General features: G+C 69.2%; 13 protein-coding genes. 8 read left to right on the top strand and 5 right to left on the bottom strand.

Going from position 1 to position 15,477, the window contains the following annotated elements; translation table 11 throughout:
- Positions 1-12: 12 nt before the first annotated feature.
- On the bottom strand, positions 13-1,425 hold the full coding sequence (fumC, locus tag MKK68_RS28430) for a class II fumarate hydratase (RefSeq protein WP_147842217.1): 1,413 nt from the start codon (positions 1,423-1,425) through the stop codon (positions 13-15).
- Positions 1,426-1,560: 135 nt separating this feature from the next.
- Here fumC and MKK68_RS28425 point away from each other — a divergent pair, with 135 nt between their 5' ends.
- Complete coding sequence (locus tag MKK68_RS28425) at positions 1,561-2,955, top strand: cytochrome P450 (protein ID WP_243935435.1); 1,395 nt, start codon at positions 1,561-1,563, stop codon at positions 2,953-2,955.
- Positions 2,956-2,967: 12 nt separating this feature from the next.
- Here MKK68_RS28425 and MKK68_RS28420 read toward each other — a convergent pair whose 3' ends face one another.
- Positions 2,968-3,717, bottom strand: a complete 750-nt coding sequence (locus MKK68_RS28420) for a phosphodiester glycosidase family protein (protein WP_409567339.1) — start codon at positions 3,715-3,717, stop codon at positions 2,968-2,970.
- 196 nt (positions 3,718-3,913) lie between these two features.
- Here MKK68_RS28420 and MKK68_RS28415 point away from each other — a divergent pair, with 196 nt between their 5' ends.
- Positions 3,914-4,369, top strand: a complete 456-nt coding sequence (locus tag MKK68_RS28415; protein ID WP_244033625.1) for a hypothetical protein — start codon at positions 3,914-3,916, stop codon at positions 4,367-4,369.
- 61 nt (positions 4,370-4,430) lie between these two features.
- Here the strand turns inward: MKK68_RS28415 and MKK68_RS28410 are convergent, their stop codons facing one another.
- The gene (locus MKK68_RS28410; RefSeq protein ID WP_244033624.1) at positions 4,431-4,841 is read right to left on the bottom strand and encodes a DUF4174 domain-containing protein; all 411 of its coding nucleotides are present in this window, start codon (positions 4,839-4,841) and stop codon (positions 4,431-4,433) included.
- 125 nt (positions 4,842-4,966) lie between these two features.
- On the opposite strand from MKK68_RS28410, the gene MKK68_RS28405 reads away from it, so the two are divergent.
- From MKK68_RS28405 to MKK68_RS28385, 5 genes are all read left to right on the top strand, one after another.
- Entirely contained in the window at positions 4,967-5,983 is a 1,017-nt protein-coding gene (locus MKK68_RS28405) for an NADP-dependent oxidoreductase (RefSeq protein ID WP_244033623.1), read from the top strand.
- A gap of 210 nt (positions 5,984-6,193) precedes the next feature.
- The gene (ssb, locus tag MKK68_RS28400) at positions 6,194-6,727 is read left to right on the top strand and encodes a single-stranded DNA-binding protein (protein ID WP_244033622.1); all 534 of its coding nucleotides are present in this window, start codon (positions 6,194-6,196) and stop codon (positions 6,725-6,727) included.
- A 362-nt stretch (positions 6,728-7,089) separates the two neighbouring features.
- On the top strand, positions 7,090-7,695 hold the full coding sequence (locus MKK68_RS28395; protein WP_147727330.1) for a TadE/TadG family type IV pilus assembly protein: 606 nt from the start codon (positions 7,090-7,092) through the stop codon (positions 7,693-7,695).
- Entirely contained in the window at positions 7,689-8,354 is a 666-nt protein-coding gene (locus MKK68_RS28390; RefSeq protein WP_409567338.1) for a TadE/TadG family type IV pilus assembly protein, read from the top strand. The genes MKK68_RS28395 and MKK68_RS28390 overlap by 7 nt, the downstream gene beginning before the upstream one ends.
- Positions 8,345-10,039: a pilus assembly protein TadG-related protein gene (locus MKK68_RS28385; protein ID WP_409567337.1), complete on the top strand. Its 1,695-nt coding sequence runs from the start codon at positions 8,345-8,347 to the stop codon at positions 10,037-10,039. Before MKK68_RS28390 ends, MKK68_RS28385 begins: the two co-directional genes overlap by 10 nt.
- Here the strand turns inward: MKK68_RS28385 and MKK68_RS28380 are convergent, their stop codons facing one another.
- Positions 10,040-12,712, bottom strand: a complete 2,673-nt coding sequence (locus MKK68_RS28380) for an MGH1-like glycoside hydrolase domain-containing protein (protein WP_244033621.1) — start codon at positions 12,710-12,712, stop codon at positions 10,040-10,042.
- A 191-nt stretch (positions 12,713-12,903) separates the two neighbouring features.
- On the opposite strand from MKK68_RS28380, the gene MKK68_RS28375 reads away from it, so the two are divergent.
- On the top strand, positions 12,904-13,878 hold the full coding sequence (locus tag MKK68_RS28375; protein ID WP_244033620.1) for a phosphoribosylaminoimidazolesuccinocarboxamide synthase: 975 nt from the start codon (positions 12,904-12,906) through the stop codon (positions 13,876-13,878).
- Between the two features lie 72 nt (positions 13,879-13,950).
- Here the strand turns inward: MKK68_RS28375 and MKK68_RS28370 are convergent, their stop codons facing one another.
- Complete coding sequence (locus MKK68_RS28370; RefSeq protein WP_244033619.1) at positions 13,951-15,312, bottom strand: nucleotide sugar dehydrogenase; 1,362 nt, start codon at positions 15,310-15,312, stop codon at positions 13,951-13,953.
- Positions 15,313-15,477: the final 165 nt, after the last annotated feature.

Genomic DNA, 15,477 nt, shown 5'->3' with positions numbered 1-15,477 from the left:
CTCGGCTTCGGCCTACTCGGCGCTCGGGGCCAGCATGGTCTCGGGCCGCACCACGCGCTCGAACTCGGCCTCCGTCACGTAGCCGAGGCGCAGGGCCTCCTGCTTCAGGGTGGTGCCGTTCTTGTGCGCCGTCTTGGCGATCTCGGCGGCCTTGTCGTAGCCGATCGAGGGCGCGAGCGCGGTCACCAGCATCAGCGAGCGGCTCATCAGGTCGGCGATCTTGTCCTCGTTGGCCTTGATCCCGACGACGCAGTTGTCGGTGAAGCTCACCGCCGCGTCGGCGAGCAGGCGGATCGACTGCAGCACCGCGTTGGCGATCACCGGCTTGAACACGTTGAGCTCGAAGTTGCCCTGGCTGCCGGCGAAGCTCACCGTGGTGCCGTTGCCGATCACCTGCGCGCAGACCATCGTCAGCGCCTCGCACTGGGTCGGGTTGACCTTGCCCGGCATGATCGAGGAGCCCGGCTCGTTCTCCGGCAGCGACAGCTCGCCCAACCCGGAGCGCGGGCCGGATGCCAGCAGGCGGATGTCCTGCGCGATCTTGAACAGGCCGGCGGCGAGCGCCGAGAGCGCGCCCTGCGTGAACACCAGCGCGTCGTGGGTCGCCAGCGCCTCGAACTTGTTGGCGGCCGAGGTGAAGGGCAGGCCGGTCAGCTCCGCGACCTTGGCGGCGAAGCGCTCGGCGAATTCCGGATGCGCGTTCAGCCCGGTGCCGACGGCGGTGCCGCCCTGCGCCAGCGCCAGCACGCCGGGCAGCGTCGCCGCGATGCGCGAGCCGCCGAGCGCGACCTGCGCGGCGTAGCCCGAGAATTCCTGGCCGAGCGAGACCGGGGTCGCGTCCTGCAGGTGGGTGCGGCCGATCTTGACGATCGATTCGAAGGCCTTCGCCTTCGCGTCGAGCGCGGTGTGCAGGTGCGTCAGCGCCGGCATCAGGCGCTCGGTGATCTCGCGCGAGACCGCGATGTGCATCGCCGTCGGGAAGACGTCGTTCGAGGACTGGCCGCGGTTGCAATGGTCGTTGGGGTGGACCGGCGACTTGCCGCCGCGCTTGCCCCCGAGCCGCTCGTTGGCGAGGCTGGCGATCACCTCGTTGGCGTTCATGTTGGACTGGGTGCCCGATCCGGTCTGCCACACCACCAGCGGGAACTCGTCGTCGTGCCGGCCCTCGACCACCTCGGCCGCCGACGCCGCGATCGCCTCGGCCACCTTCGGGTCGAGGCCGCCGAGATCCTGGTTCACCAGGGCGGCCGACTGCTTGACGAGGCCCAGCGCGTGGACGAGCGGCGCCGGCATGTGCTCGGTGCCGATCTTGAAGTTCTGGATCGAGCGCTGGGTCTGCGCCCCCCAATACCGGTGCGCCGGAACCTCGATCGGCCCGAAAGTGTCGGATTCCGTGCGGGTGGCGGTCTCGGGCTGCGGCGACATCGTGGCCTCTACGTTCGGTGCGGTGCGGTGCCTACCTACGACAGGCGGCGGCAAATCGCGAAGGCGCTTTTCCGGCCGTGTCCCGACAAACGCGGCGGCCTGTTCCCCGTCGCGCCAAGCAAGGATGGCGCCCGAATGACGGCGACGATCGCGATCGACACGGATGCGCCGGTGGCGTCCCGCTTCCGGCCGCCGGTGCCGGCGCCGCGCCGCACGGCGATGGGCCTGTTCGAGTTCCTCAAGGCGGCGCGCAAGAACCCGATCACCACCTGGATGGAGGATCACTTCACCGCCCCCGTGGTGGCCGGCGACGGCGCCATGGGCCGCATCACCGTGGTCAGCGACCCGGCACTGATTCGCTACCTCCTCGTCGAGAACGTCGGCAACTACCGCAAGGACGACCTCCAGCGCCGCGTCCTGGCGCCCGGGCTCGGCAACGGCCTGCTCAGCGCCGAGGGCGACGCCTGGAAGCTGCAGCGGCGGACGCTGGCGCCGATCTTCTCGGCGCGCACCGTGCAGGGTTTTTCCGATGCGATGAATGCGTCCGGCGCCAAGCTCGCCCGCCGCCTGGTCCGGCGCGACGGCACGCAGGTCGACGTCGCGCTGGAGATGACCCGCGTGACGCTGGACGTGCTGGAGCGGACGATCTTCACCCAGGGCCTGCCCGGCGATCCCGATGCGCTCGGGCGGGCGATCACCCGCTTCCTCGAGGCCGTCGGGCCGATCGACCCGCTCGACGTGTTCGGCGTGCCCGATTTCGTGCCCCGGCTCGGACGCCTGCGGGCGCGGCCGGCGGGGCGCTACTTCGCCGAGGTGGTCGAGGAGCTGATCGCCCGCCGCAAGGCGCTGTTGGCGGCCGGCGGCGCGCCGCAGGACCTGATGACGCTGTTGCTGGCGGCGCAGGACCCCGAGACCGGCAAGGGCCTCACCGACCTCGAGGTTCAGGCCAACATCGTCACCTTCATCGCCGCCGGGCACGAGACCACGGCGAATGCCCTGACCTGGGCGCTGTACTGCTTGGCGAAGGACGACGCCGCCCGCGAGCGCCTCGAGGCCGAGGTCGACGCGGCGGGCGACGGCGACGTCGCGATCGAGGCGCTGCCCTTCGCCAAGGCGGTGATGGAGGAGGCGATGCGCCTGTTCCCGCCGGTGCCGTTCCTCAGCCGCCAGGCGATCCGCGACGATCGCCTCGGCCGCATCAAGGTGCCGCGCGGGTCGATGGTGCTGGTCGCGCCCTACGTGCTGCACCGGCACCGCACCCTATGGGACGATCCGGACGCCTTCGTGCCGGAGCGGTTCCTCGGTGCGAACCGCGACGCGATCCCGCGCTTCGCCTACCTGCCGTTCGGGGCGGGCCCGCGCGTCTGCATCGGTCAGAGCTTCTCGCTGCAGGAGGCGGTGATCGTGCTGGCCCACATCGTCCGCGCCGTGCGGTTCCGGATGCCGGCCGATCATCCGCCGATGACGCCGCTGCACCGGGTGACCTTGCGGCCCGAGCACGGCCTGCGCATGGATGCCACCCGCCGCTGAGGCGGGCCGTCCCTATCGTGCGACCGCCCCGACCATCGGCCCGAGCGGGCGGCTGATGTCGCTGCGCTTGAGCGCCGGCGCGTAGAGGCTCGACACGCTGCCGTCGAGGAACAGCGCGTTGCGGCAGCCGAGGTCGTCCCGGAACAGGCGGGCGAAGGCGCCGAAGGTGACGGGATGCTCCGAGATCGCGAACACCGCCACCCGCCCGTCGTCGCGGACGCCGACGCCGTTGCGGATCTTCTGGCTCGGCCCGTCGGCGGAGATCTTGGGGTGGATCTGCCCGTCGATCACCAGCATCGGGCCGGACTGCGTCGCGAAATCGGGCCTCAGGCGTGCCTTGAGGTAGTGCCCGGTGTCGAGCACGCCGGCGCGCTCGCCCTTCACGTAGAACACGCCGTTCGGCTTGAGGTGGAAGTTGCCCGGCCCGTTGGCGGTCGAGACGCCCTTCATCTCGCGGCCGTCCTCGACGTAGAGGCCGACCGGGGCCTGGCCCTTGTCGTACATGCCGGCGTTCATCGCGAAGCTCAGGCGCGGGCCCTGCTTCTCGGCGAGCGCCGAGAGCGACGAATAGGGCTGCCCGTCGGCGCCGAGCCAGAACAGCCGCACGCGCTGGCGGCGGAGATCGACGGTGCACACGGTGAAGCTGTCGCCCTGCGCCTGGACCGGCCGGCAGGCCTCGGGGACAGCCGTCTCCGCGCGCGTGCCGCCGCTCGAGACGGCCAGGAAGGCGAGAGCCGCCGCTAGGGTCGAACGTAACATCATCGTGAGGCCCCGAAGCAGCCGAGCCATTCGCACGCCTGCGGCGCGTCTCCTCACCTCAGAATGCGACGCTTTTCAAGCAGCCGCGATGGCCGCAGCGAGGAGGCGGTTTCGAATGTCGCAGCCTGAACCGAAATCGGCGCCTGCGCGTTTCTCGGATGATGGGGGTTACGGTCACGACTCTTCTGGAGATGGTTTGATGAAGCGTCTTCTTCTTGCTTCGACGTTGATGGTCGGAGCGCTCGCTTACCTGCCGGCGTCGGCCGAGGCGCGCGGCTTCGGCGGTGGCTTCCATGGCGGTGGGTTTCACGGCGGCGGCTTCGGCGGCTTCGGCGGGTTCCGCGGCGCCGGCTTCCGGGGCGGGTTCGGCGGCTATCGCGGCGGCTTCGGCGGATATCGGGGCTACGGTTACGGCCGCGGCTACGGGTACGGCCTCGGCGGCCTGGGTCTCGGTGTCGGCCTCGGCCTCGCCGCCGGCGGCCTCTACGGGGGATACGGCGGCTACGGCTACCCGGGTTACGGATACGGCTATGGCTACGCCCCGGCCGCCTACGGCGGCTATGGTTACGGTTACGGTGGCGAGTGCGTGACCGTTCCCCGGGTCCGCTGGACACCGTACGGCTATCGCCGCGTGCTGGTCGAGCGCTGCTACTGAGCGGATCGACGACGAAAACGAGAAAGAGGGCTGCCCGCGGGCGGCCCTTTTTTGTTTCGGCTCAGCGCTGGCGGCGCATCTCGTCCCGGCGCATCGGCATCGCGTCGATCGTCGAGAACAGCCGCGGTGCCGGGATCGGCTCCGCCGCCGTGATCTTGGCGCCGCCGTCCTTGCCGACGAGCACCGCGCGGAACGCGTCGGCCGGAAGGCGCAGCTGCCGCCGGATCGCCGCGGCGCTTTCCCCTTCGCCCACCGCCTCGACCACCACGAGATCCCGCTCGCCGAACCCGGCACGCGCCGCCTCGACGGCGGCGCGCTGCTCGGCGAGCCGGCGATCGTCGGCATCCGGGGCGGACAGGACGAGCACGCGCGACGCCTGGCGATAGCACGCCAGCAAGTCCTGCGCCGCGGCGGCCTGGCCGGCGAGGGCGATCGACGCGATGGCGAGGGCGAGGCCGGATCCGACGCGCATGCGGTTGCTCTTGTGTTTGGGGATCGGTTCGATCGGGCAACGCGGAACGCGCGCGACGGTGACATCGGGCCTCGCCGCTGCGACATGATAGGCCGATCGATCCTCGACCCTCACGGAGACCCGGCATGGCCGCCAAGAACCGCCGCATCGTCCTCGCCGCGCGTCCGCACGGCGAGCCGACCTTGCAGAACTTCCGCCTCGAGGAGGCCGTCGTCCCGACGCCGCGCGCCGGCGAGATCCTGCTGCGCACGCGCTGGCTCTCGCTCGACCCCTACATGCGCGGCCGGATGAGCGCGGCGAAATCCTACGCGCAGCCGGTCGGCATCGGCGAGCCGATGACCGGCGGGACGGTGAGCGAGGTGATGCGCTCCGAGCACCCGGACTTCCCCGTCGGCACCCTGGTCCAGGCCTTCGGCGGATGGCAGGAGTTCTCGGTGTCCGACGGCAAGGGTCTGCGAAAGGTCGATCCCGCGGTCGCACCGCCGACGACGGCGCTCGGCGTCCTCGGCATGCCCGGCATGACCGCCTATACCGGGCTCCTCAACATCGGCGAGCCGAAGCCCGGCGAGACCGTGGTGGTGGCCGCCGCCGCCGGGCCGGTGGGGTCGCTCGTCGGGCAGATCGCCAAGCTCAAGGGTGCGCGCACCGTCGGCATCGCGGGCGGCCCCGAGAAGTGCGCCTACCTCACGCGCGAGCTCGGCTTCGACGCCGCGGTCGACCATCGCTCCGACGACCTGCCCGGCGCGCTGGCCGCCGCCTGCCCGAAGGGCATCGACGTCTACTTCGAGAACGTCGGCGGCGCGGTCTTCGAGGCGGTGCTGCCGCTGCTCAACGACTTCGCGCGCATGCCGGTCTGCGGCCTGATCGCCGGCTACAACGCCACCGAGCTGCCGCCCGGCCCCGACCGGTCGCCGCTGCTGATGCGCGCGGTGCTAACCAAGCGCCTGCGGATCCAGGGCTTCATCGTCTGGGATTTCGCGAGCCAGATCGACGCCTTCGAGCGGGAGGTCGGCGGCTGGATCGCGGATGGATCGGTGAAGTACCGCGAGGACGTGGTCGAGGGCCTGGAGAACGCGCCCGAGGCCTTCATCGGACTGCTGAAGGGCCGCAACTTCGGCAAGCTCATCGTCCACGTCGCCTGAGCGGGACTTCGCAGCCGGCGCCGCGCGATGCGGCTCCGGCTTGCGGCGTAACCGGAACAAAGATAGAACACAGGAGGCCGGCGCCGCGTGTGGGTGATGGGGACAAGCGCCGCTGCGCCGGTTGCCCGGGCTCGTCCCGAGGCTCATGAAGAGCACCCGCGGGTTCGGCCGGACCGAGCCCTGTGAGATCCGACGGCGAAGGAGAGAGCGATGGCGGGCAGCGTCAACAAGGTCATTCTGGTGGGCAACCTCGGGCGCGATCCCGAGACGCGCCGCCTCGGCTCCGGCGATCCGGTGGTCAACCTGCGCCTCGCGACCTCCGAGTCGTGGAAGGACAAGGCGTCGGGCGAGCGCAAGGAGAAGACCGAGTGGCACTCGGTCGTGATCTACAACGAGAACCTCGCCCGCGTGGCCGAGCAGTACCTGCGCAAGGGCTCGAAGGTCTACATCGAGGGCCAGCTCCAGACCCGGAAGTGGACCGACAATTCCGGCGTCGAGAAGTACACCACCGAGGTGGTGCTCCAGCGCTTCCGCGGCGAGATGACGATTCTCGACGGGCGCGGCGGCGGTGGCGAGATGGCGGCTGACGACGAGGGCGGCGGCCAGGTCAGCCGCGGCGGCGGCGGCGGCGAGTATGGCGGCGGCCGTTCCCAGGGCGGCAGCGAGCGGCGTCAGCCCCCGGCGCCCGCGGGCGGCGGCGGTTCGCGCGGCAACTACGACCTCGACGACGACATCCCGTTCTAGGCAGCACCCGCCCTCCGGGCGCCGTCGGCATCTGCTCCAGATATCGTGAAGGCCCCGGATCGCGCATCCGGGGCCTTTTTCGATCCGGCTTCGAAAGCATCGTCGCTCACGGATCGAGCAGATCGCGAACGGCGGAAAGTCATATTTTCCCGGCCAACGCGATGCGCGGCTCTCCGCAAGTCTTTATCCCGGCCGATCGCCTTATTGTCCTAGATGAGGGGGCGCTTCGTGCGACCGAGGGTTGTGCTCATGTCGCGATGACGCCGCAGGATGTCATCTAGGGTTGGTAGGGCGATTCAACTTTGGTTTAGATCTTCGGGTGGATAGCGTCTGAATAACGTATCTCATCCGCCTCAGGTGTCATGCCTCGCCGCCTCGTCCGCGCATTTCGTCCGTCACCGATCCGCACGTTCGCCGCCGCCGCCGAGGGGGCCGCCGCGGTCGAGTTCGCCCTCGTGTCGTTGCCCTTCCTGGCGCTGGTCGGCGCGATCATCCAGATCGCGTTCGTGATCTGGGCCGGCCAGAACTTCGACCGCACCGTCCAGAACGCGGTGCGCGGCCTGTTCACCGGCCAGTTCCAGATCGCCAACAGTGGGACGACCAGCGCGGCGGTCCTGCTGCAGAAGCTCAACGACGCAATGTGCGGAACCGGCGCCAACCGGGCCTTCACGCTGTTCGACTGCTCGAGCGTGAAGATCGACGTGTCGCTGGCGAGCTCGTTCGCGGCCGGGTCGAGCGCGACGCCGATGAACGCCACCACGAGGACCTGGAACAACGGCTTCGGGACGAGCTACGCCTGCGCGAAGCCGGGATCGATCGTCGTCGTCACCGCGGCCGTGAAGGTGCCGGTGTTCTTCAGCCTGCTCGACCTCGCCCAGATGAGCTTCGCCGACGGGACGCATCTGCTGCAGTCCACGGCCGTGTTCCGCACCGAGCCGTACCAGACAACCGCCTCGACCGGATGCTGAGGGCCGGGATGGTGCGGTGTTCCCCTCTTCATAGCTCAGGCGCGTCCGAGCGGGCCTTCGCCCGGTTCGCACGCGCGTCCGGCGGCGTCTCCGCGATCGAGTTCGCGTTGATCCTGCCCGTGCTGCTCGCGATCTTCGTGGGCCTTTCGGAGTACGCCCACGCGGTCGACAACTGGCGGAAGGTCACGCAGCTCGCCCGGACGGTGTCCGACCTGACTGCGCAGGGCGACGCCCAGAACCCGATCGACGCGTCGCTGATGCGCGACATCCTCGCCACCTCGACCCTGGTGCTGAAGCCGTTCGACGCCAGCGGCGTGAAGATCGTGGTGAGCGCGATGGCGGTCGACCTCACGAACCTCAACCTGATCCCGCGGGTCTGTTCCAGCACCGCCAACGCCAACGCGTCGCCCCGCGCCACGGGCGCCGCCTCCGACCTCACCGTGCCGACCGGATTCCGCACCAACGGGGTCCGCTACGTCCTCACCGAGGTGAGCATGCCCTATACGCCGATGCTCGGCTCGGCGCTGGTCAAGCTCGTCAACGGCGCCACGAGCACGATCACGCTCAAATCCAGCATGCCCTGGCCGGCGCGCGGCGGGCAGCCCGCCAAATCCACCTACACCGAAGTCTGGATGCCGGGAGGCGCAGCATGCCCGTGACCCCGGCCCGCTCGACACCTCGAAGGATCTCGATGTGCCGACATCTCGGCCGCTTCGCGCGGCAGCGCGACGGCAACGTCGTCCTGCTGTTCGGGCTGCTCGCGCTGCCGCTCCTCGGCTTCACCGGCGCCGCGATCGATTACGGCTTCGCCACCTACATGGAGACCAAGCTCCAGGCCGCGACCGACGCCACCGCCCTCGCTCTGTGCCAGACGCCGATGGCGACGACGAACCCGGCTCTCCAGACCCAGGCCGTCGCGATGATGACGGGCTACATGGGCGCGACCGGCCTCACGGTCGACCCGCTGGCGGTGACGGCGAACCCGCGCCAGATCACCCTGACCACGCACATGGTCTCGCCGGTCTTCTACAGCCGCATCACGGGCGTGACGGCCCCGCGGCCGGGCGGGTCGGCGCGCTGCGCCACCCCGGTGCCCAAGACCTTCGAAATTGCCCTGGTGCTCGACAACACCGGCTCGATGGCGGAATCGAGCGGCGGCCAGAGCAAGCTCCAGGCGGTACAGACGGCGGCAACGAACTTCGTCAACTACGTCTACACGAACACCGCTTTCGCGACGGGAACCAAGATCTCGATCGTACCGTTCGCGGCCTCGGTCGCCTTGAATTCCACGGCCTACCGCTACGCGACCTGGATCGATCAGAACGCAAGATCCTCCTACCATTGGGACAACGTGCTTTCCCCGGCGGGGTCCGGTTTCACCAACCGTTTCGACATCTTCACCAAATTGCAGGCCGCTTATTCCGGTTGGGGTTGGGGCGGGTGCTTGGAGACCTTGCCCTATCCGCTGAACGTGCAGGATGGCGCGCCATCGAGCTCGAATGCCGATTCCTACTACGTCCCGATGTTCGCGCCCGATGAGCCGGGCAATGGCGGTACCGGCTATCGCGACTACAATGGCAGTCGCAGCTACAACAGCTACATCGACGACTCGACGTCGAGCTCATCCTGTCAGAGCCAGTCCAATGCGTCGTTCTTCGATACGGAGGGTCGGGCATGCAAGTACGTCAGCCCGAAGAACGCCTCGCCGACGAATTCCAATTCCTCAACGAAGGTGCCGAACGGGCCGAACTTCGGCTGTACGACGCAGCCGCTCCAACGCCTGACCAGCGACACCTCGGTGCTGAAGACGACGATCAGCGGCATGACCGCCCTCGGCTCGACGAACATTCACGAGGGCATGATGTGGGGGTGGCGTACGCTGTCTCCGATCAGCGTCTTCGCGGACGGCGCCGCTTACTCGTCGAGCACCGTCAACAAGATCATCATCCTGATGACGGACGGCGCGAACAGCTGGGCGACGAATGGGTCCTCCTCCAACGGCTCGCTGTACTTCGCTGCCGGCTACGTCAAAAACGTCGACGGCACCGGACCGGCATCGAGGCTCGTCCCGGGCACGCCGACCGTGAACGATGCCGACAGCGCACGCGATGCCGTCGACGCGTTGACCGCGTCGGCTTGCAGGAACGCGAAAGCCACGGGCATCTCGATCTACACGATCGGTTTCAGCGTCCCGTCGGATCCCATCGATCCGCAGGGCCTGAAGTTGTTGAGCGACTGCGCGACGACGGCGTCCCAATCGTTCGTCGCCAACGATTCGAACAGCCTCATCTCGGCCTTCAACCAGATCGCGGCCAGCATCGGCACGCTGCGGCTCACCCAGTAGTCACGAGGCGCCCGAGGGCGACAGCGCGTGGATCGGACCGAGCGCGCATTGCTGGATCAGCAGCGCGACCAGGCCCGACCAGCCGGTTTGATGCGAGGCGCCGAGGCCCCGGCCCGTGTCGCCGTGGTAGTACTCGTAGCAGAGCACGTGGTCGCGGAAATGCGGGTCCTCCTGCTTCAGCCTGCTCGTCGCTTGGAACGGGCGCGTCCCGTCCGGCCCGCGGGTCGAGAGCGCGATCATGCGGTTCGCCAGCTCGTCGGCGATCTCCTGAAGCGACAGGAAGGTCCCTGAGCCGGTCGGGGCCTCGACCCGGAAGTCGGGCCCGTAATAGCGGTGGAACCGGCGCAGGCCGTCGATCAGCAGGTAGTTGATCGGCAGCCAGATCGGCCCGCGCCAGTTCGAGTTCCCGCCGAACAGCCGCGTCCGCGACTCGGCCGGCTCGTAGGGCAGGGTCAGGTCGGCCCCGTCCCAGACGAAGTGGAACGGCGTGCGCTCGTAGACCTTGGAGACGCCGCGGATACCGTGCGGCGACAGGAACTCGCCTTCGTCGAGCATCCGCCGCAGCAGCGCCTTGAGGCGATGGCCGCGCAGCAGCGACAGCAGGGCCGTGCCGCCTTCGCCCGGCTCCTGCCAGCGCGAGACCAGGGATGCGAGGTCTGGCCGGTTCTCCAGGAAGAAGCGCAGCCGCTTCTGCAGCCCGGGCAGTTTCACGAGGTCGGTCTCGCGCAGCACGGCGACCGCGCAGATCGGGATCAACCCGACGAGGGTGCGGGCGCGGATCGGGATGCGCTCGCCGCCCGGCGTCTCGATCACGTCGTAGAAGAACTGGTCGGCCTCGTCCCAGAGGCCGCCCCTGCGCGCGGCGGCATCGGCGATCAGCAGGAAGTGCTCGAAGAACTTTTCCGCCATGTCCTCGTAGGCGGGATCGCGCAGCGCAAGCTCCACCGCGATCCGCATCAGCTCGAGCGCGTTCATCGCCATCCAGGCGGTCGCGTCCGACTGCGTCAGCGCCCCGCCCGTGATCGGCTTCGAGCGGTCGAACAGGCCGATGTTGTCGAGCCCGAGGAAGCCGCCCTGGAACAGGTTGCGCCCGGATGCGTCCTTGCGGTTCACCCACCAGGTGAAGTTCATCGTCAGCTTGTTGAACACCCGGAGCAGGAAGTCGTGGTCCGGCCGCCCGGTCAGCGCCTGGTCGAGGGAGAACACCCGCCACGCGGCGAAGGCGTGCAGCGGCGGATTGGCATCGGAGAAGTTCCACTCGTAGGCCGGCACCTCGGCATTGGGGTGGCCGTAGGCGTCGTCGAGCAGCAGCAGGATCTGCCCCTTGGCGAAATCGGGGTCGATCGTCGCGAAGACGAGGCTCTGGAGCGCGAGGTCCCAGGAGGCGAACCACGGGTATTCCCAGGCATCCGGCATCGAGATGATGTCGTGCGCCCGCACGTGGCGCCAATCGGCGTTGCGGCCGGCCTTGCGCGCCTCGGGCGGGGCCGGCTGGGCCGGGTCGCCGTCGAGCCACTCGCGCACGTCGTAATGGTAGAGCTGCTTCGACCACAGCATCCCGGCCAGGGCCTGGCGCTGGACCGCCCGGCGGTCGGCATCCGCGATGTCGGCCTGCAACGCGGCGTAGAATGCGTCGGCCTCGGCGATGCGGGCGGAAAACACCGCGTCGAAGCCGGCGAAGGCGTCGCCGGGCGCCTCCGCGGCGCGGAAGCGCAGGCGCACGCTTTGCTCGCCGCCCGGCGCGATGGTCAGCCGGTGCACGCCGGCGCATTTGGTGCCGGACCGGTCAGGATTGACCGCGTCCATCTCCCCGTCGACCACGCGACGGCCGATTCCGTCCTTCGGGTATCCGGATTGCGGCGCGCCGAACAGGCGGTGGGCGTTGGTCTCGTTCTCGCAGAACAGCCATTCCGGTGCCCCGTCGGCATGGAGCCGCATCGCCGGCATGGCATGGTGGACGGCGAGCACGGTGCCGTCGGCGGCGAGCCGCAGGTCGGGGCGCGGGCCGTTCGCCCACGACCACGTGTTGCGCGAGAACAGCTGCGGCAGCAGCGCCAGCGTCGCTTCATCCGGGCCGCGGTTGATCGCGGTCACCCGCATCAGCACGTCGTCGGGCCCCGCCTTGGCGTACTCGATGGTGACGTCGCAGTAGCGGCCCGCGTCGAACAGGCCGGTATCGATCAGCTCGAACTCGCGGTCGTCGAGGCCGCGACGCGCGTTCTCCTCGATCAGGCGAGAATACGGAAACGCGTCGTGCGGGTACTTGTACAGCATCCGCATGTAAGCGTGGGTCGGGACGCCGTCGAGGTAGTAGTACAGCTCCTTGACGTCTTCGCCGTGATTGCCCTCGGCATTGGTCAGGCCGAATAGGCGTTCCTTGAGGATCGGGTCGCGGCCGTTCCATAGGGCGAGCGACAGGCACCAGTTCAGGTCCTTGTCGGCGAAGCCGCCGATGCCGTCCTCGCCCCAGCGATAGGCGCGCGAGCGGGCATGGTCGTGGGGCAGGTAGTCCCAGGCCTCGCCGTCGGCGCTGTAATCCTCCCGCACCGTGCCCCATTGCCGATCGCTGAGATACGGCCCCCACAGGCGCCAGGCGGGGTCGGTCCGCGTCTCGGCGAGGCGCCCTCCCTCGACGGTCTCGAAGATGCGCGGCGGTCGATGGGTGTGGGACACGTCGAGAATCCCTCGCTTCACGTTCGTCGGATCGAGCCGGGCCTGCGGACCGCGCGCAGGTCGGAGCGGTTTCATGAGCGGCGCCGTCCTGCAAGGCTCGCGCCCCGCATCGGAGGCGGGGGCTGGTCACGCCGCGTGCGCTGGTTCACACCGCGTCCGGTCATCCGCGCAGCCTGATGGAGCAACCCGGTTTGGACACGGCATCCCTCGCCCCGCACGCCCACCAAGTCCTCGAGGACGCGACGCTGCCGGAATGGCCGAACCATTATCGCGGCAAGGTGCGCGACAACTACGACCTGCCGGACGGGCGTCGCATCCTGATAAGCAGCGACCGGATCAGCGCCTTCGATCGGGCGCTCGCCGCGATCCCCTTCAAGGGCCAGGTGCTGACGCAGACCGCCCGCTACTGGTTCGAGGCGACCGCCGACCTCTGCCCGAACCACGTCCTCGCCTATCCCGACCCGAACGTGCTCGTCGGGCAACGCCTCGACATCCTGCCGGTGGAGATCGTGGTGCGGGGCTACCTCGCCGGCAGCACTGCGACCTCGATCCTGACGCAGTACAAGGCCGGCGCGCGCACGATGTACGGCCATACCCTGCCGGACGGGATGCGCCCGAACGAGCGGCTGCCGCAGGCGATCATCACCCCGACCACCAAGGCCGCCGACGGTGCCCATGACGCGCCGCTGACCGCCGACGCGATCCTCGACCAGGGCCTGCTCACGCCGGCGCAGTGGCGGACCGTGTCGGAGACGGCGCTCGCGCTGTTCGCCCGCGGCCAGGACCTCGCGGCGCGGCGCGGGCTGATCCTCGCCGACACCAAGTACGAGTTCGGCACCGACGCCGACGGCCGCATCGTGCTCGCCGACGAGATCCACACTCCCGACAGCAGCCGCTACTGGTTCGCGAAGACCTATCCCGAGCGCTTCGCCGCCGGCGCGGCCCCGGAGAGCTTCGACAAGGATTTCGTCCGCAACTGGGTGGTGGCGCGCTGCGACCCCTACAACGACCCGATCCCGGAAATCCCGGCCGAGATCGTGCTGGAGACGGCGGCCGTCTACATCAACGCCTACGAGACGATCACCGGCGCCACGTTCACCCTGCCGGACCCGGCCGAGGTCCCGCTCGACCGTATCCGCCGGAACCTGAAGGCGTATCTGACTTAGGAGGTCGGATCGAACCGGAAGGTCGGGTGCGTTTCCCCTCCCGCAAAGGGGGGAGGGAAGACCGCGCCGCCATCACGCCGAGATCACGATCTTCGCGGTCAGCCCGCGGCTGCGAAGCGCATTGCGGCAATCGACGACGATCCGGGCGCTCCCGCAGATCGCGGGGTAATCGACCGCGTCGTGGTCGGTCACGATCAGCACGGCGTCGAACGATGCCAGCGTCCCGTCCGTCAGCGCGACCGATCTCGCGCCCTGTAGCGTCCTGTATTCCCGCGTCGCGGGAACCGCGGGCACGAACGGATCGTGGTAGGCGACCCGCGCGTCGCGCGCCTCCAGCATCGACCAGAGCCTGAGCGCCGGGCTCTCGCGGATGTCGGAGATGTTCTTCTTGTAGGCCAGGCCGACGATCAGGATCCGGCTGCCCGACAGGCCGCGTCCGGCGTGGGTGTCGAGGGCGCGGATCAGCTTGTCGAGCACGAAGCCCGGCATCTGCTGGTTGATCTCGCCGGCAAGCTCGATGAACTTCGTCGCGATACCGAACTCGCGCGCCTTCCACGTGAGGTAGAACGGATCGATCGGGATGCAGTGCCCGCCGAGGCCGGGGCCCGGATAGAACGGGGTGAAGCCGAACGGCTTGGTCTTGGCCGCCTCGATGACCTCCCAGACGTCGATCCCCATCGCGTCGAAGATCACCTTCAGCTCGTTGACCAGGGCGATGTTGACGGCGCGGAAGATGTTCTCCGTCAGCTTCGTCGCCTCCGCCGTCGCGGTGGACGACACCATCACCGTGCGGGCGACGAACGGCGCATAGAGCGCCTCGGCGAGCCGCGCCGCCGCAGGGCCGTCGCCGCCGACGATCTTCGGGATCGTCGCGGTGCTGAAGGCGCGGTTGCCGGGATCCTCGCGCTCGGGCGAGAAGGCGAGGAAGAAGTCCGATCCGCTGCGATAGCCGGTGAGCGCCTCGAGCAGCGGCCGCACGACCTGATCGGTCGTTCCCGGCCAGGTGGTGGATTCGAGCACGACCAGCTGCCCCGGCCGCAGGCGCTTCGCGATCTCCTGCGTGGTCGTGCGCACGAACGACAGGTCGGGCTCGCGCTGCCGGGTGAGCGGCGTCGGAACGCAGATCAGGATCGCGTCGACCTGCGCCAGACCGTCGAAATCGGTCGTGGCGCGGAAGCGGCCGCTTCCCGCCATCGCCGCCACCGCCGGCGCCGGAATGTGCTCGAGATAGGTCTCGCCGCGCATCAGCATCGCCGGCTTGTCGGCGTCGATGTCGAAGCCGACGACGGCGAAGCCGGCCTCCGTCGCCGCGAGGCAGAGCGGCAGGCCGACATAGCCGAGCCCGACGACCCCGATGGTGGCGGCGCAGCGCTCGAAGCGCGCGGCGATCGCGTCGATCGAGACGTGGGGGACGGCGGCTGGGTCTTCGGTCATCGCATGCGTTCCAGCGCCGGGCTCGTCGCAGCGGCCCGGCGATCGTGTCTTACCCGGTCCGCGGCCTCAGGCGAGGGCGTCGGCATCCGCAGGGCGGTTTTCCTGACGTACAGATGGCAATGCCCTTGCCGGTCTTGACCCGTCTTGGCGCCTATGAGTTATGGC

Source organism: Methylobacterium sp. E-016 (genome assembly GCF_022829745.1).
Classification (GTDB): domain Bacteria; phylum Pseudomonadota; class Alphaproteobacteria; order Rhizobiales; family Beijerinckiaceae; genus Methylobacterium.
This window is presented reverse-complemented; position numbering and strand designations above follow the sequence as displayed.

What these genes read in the sequence shown, in the direction of transcription:
- fumC (WP_147842217.1), bottom strand. Translation starts at nt 1,425, where the DNA reads ATGTCGCCGCAGCCCGAGACCGCCACCCGCACGGAATCCGACACTTTC.
- MKK68_RS28420 (WP_409567339.1), bottom strand. Translation starts at nt 3,717, where the DNA reads ATGATGTTACGTTCGACCCTAGCGGCGGCTCTCGCCTTCCTGGCCGTC.
- MKK68_RS28425 (WP_243935435.1), top strand. Translation starts at nt 1,561, where the DNA reads ATGACGGCGACGATCGCGATCGACACGGATGCGCCGGTGGCGTCCCGC.
- MKK68_RS28385 (WP_409567337.1), top strand. Translation starts at nt 8,345, where the DNA reads ATGCCCGTGACCCCGGCCCGCTCGACACCTCGAAGGATCTCGATGTGC.
- MKK68_RS28370 (WP_244033619.1), bottom strand. Translation starts at nt 15,312, where the DNA reads ATGACCGAAGACCCAGCCGCCGTCCCCCACGTCTCGATCGACGCGATC.
- MKK68_RS28390 (WP_409567338.1), top strand. Translation starts at nt 7,689, where the DNA reads ATGCTGAGGGCCGGGATGGTGCGGTGTTCCCCTCTTCATAGCTCAGGC.
- MKK68_RS28405 (WP_244033623.1), top strand. Translation starts at nt 4,967, where the DNA reads ATGGCCGCCAAGAACCGCCGCATCGTCCTCGCCGCGCGTCCGCACGGC.
- MKK68_RS28415 (WP_244033625.1), top strand. Translation starts at nt 3,914, where the DNA reads ATGAAGCGTCTTCTTCTTGCTTCGACGTTGATGGTCGGAGCGCTCGCT.
- ssb (WP_244033622.1), top strand. Translation starts at nt 6,194, where the DNA reads ATGGCGGGCAGCGTCAACAAGGTCATTCTGGTGGGCAACCTCGGGCGC.
- MKK68_RS28395 (WP_147727330.1), top strand. Translation starts at nt 7,090, where the DNA reads ATGCCTCGCCGCCTCGTCCGCGCATTTCGTCCGTCACCGATCCGCACG.
- MKK68_RS28410 (WP_244033624.1), bottom strand. Translation starts at nt 4,841, where the DNA reads ATGCGCGTCGGATCCGGCCTCGCCCTCGCCATCGCGTCGATCGCCCTC.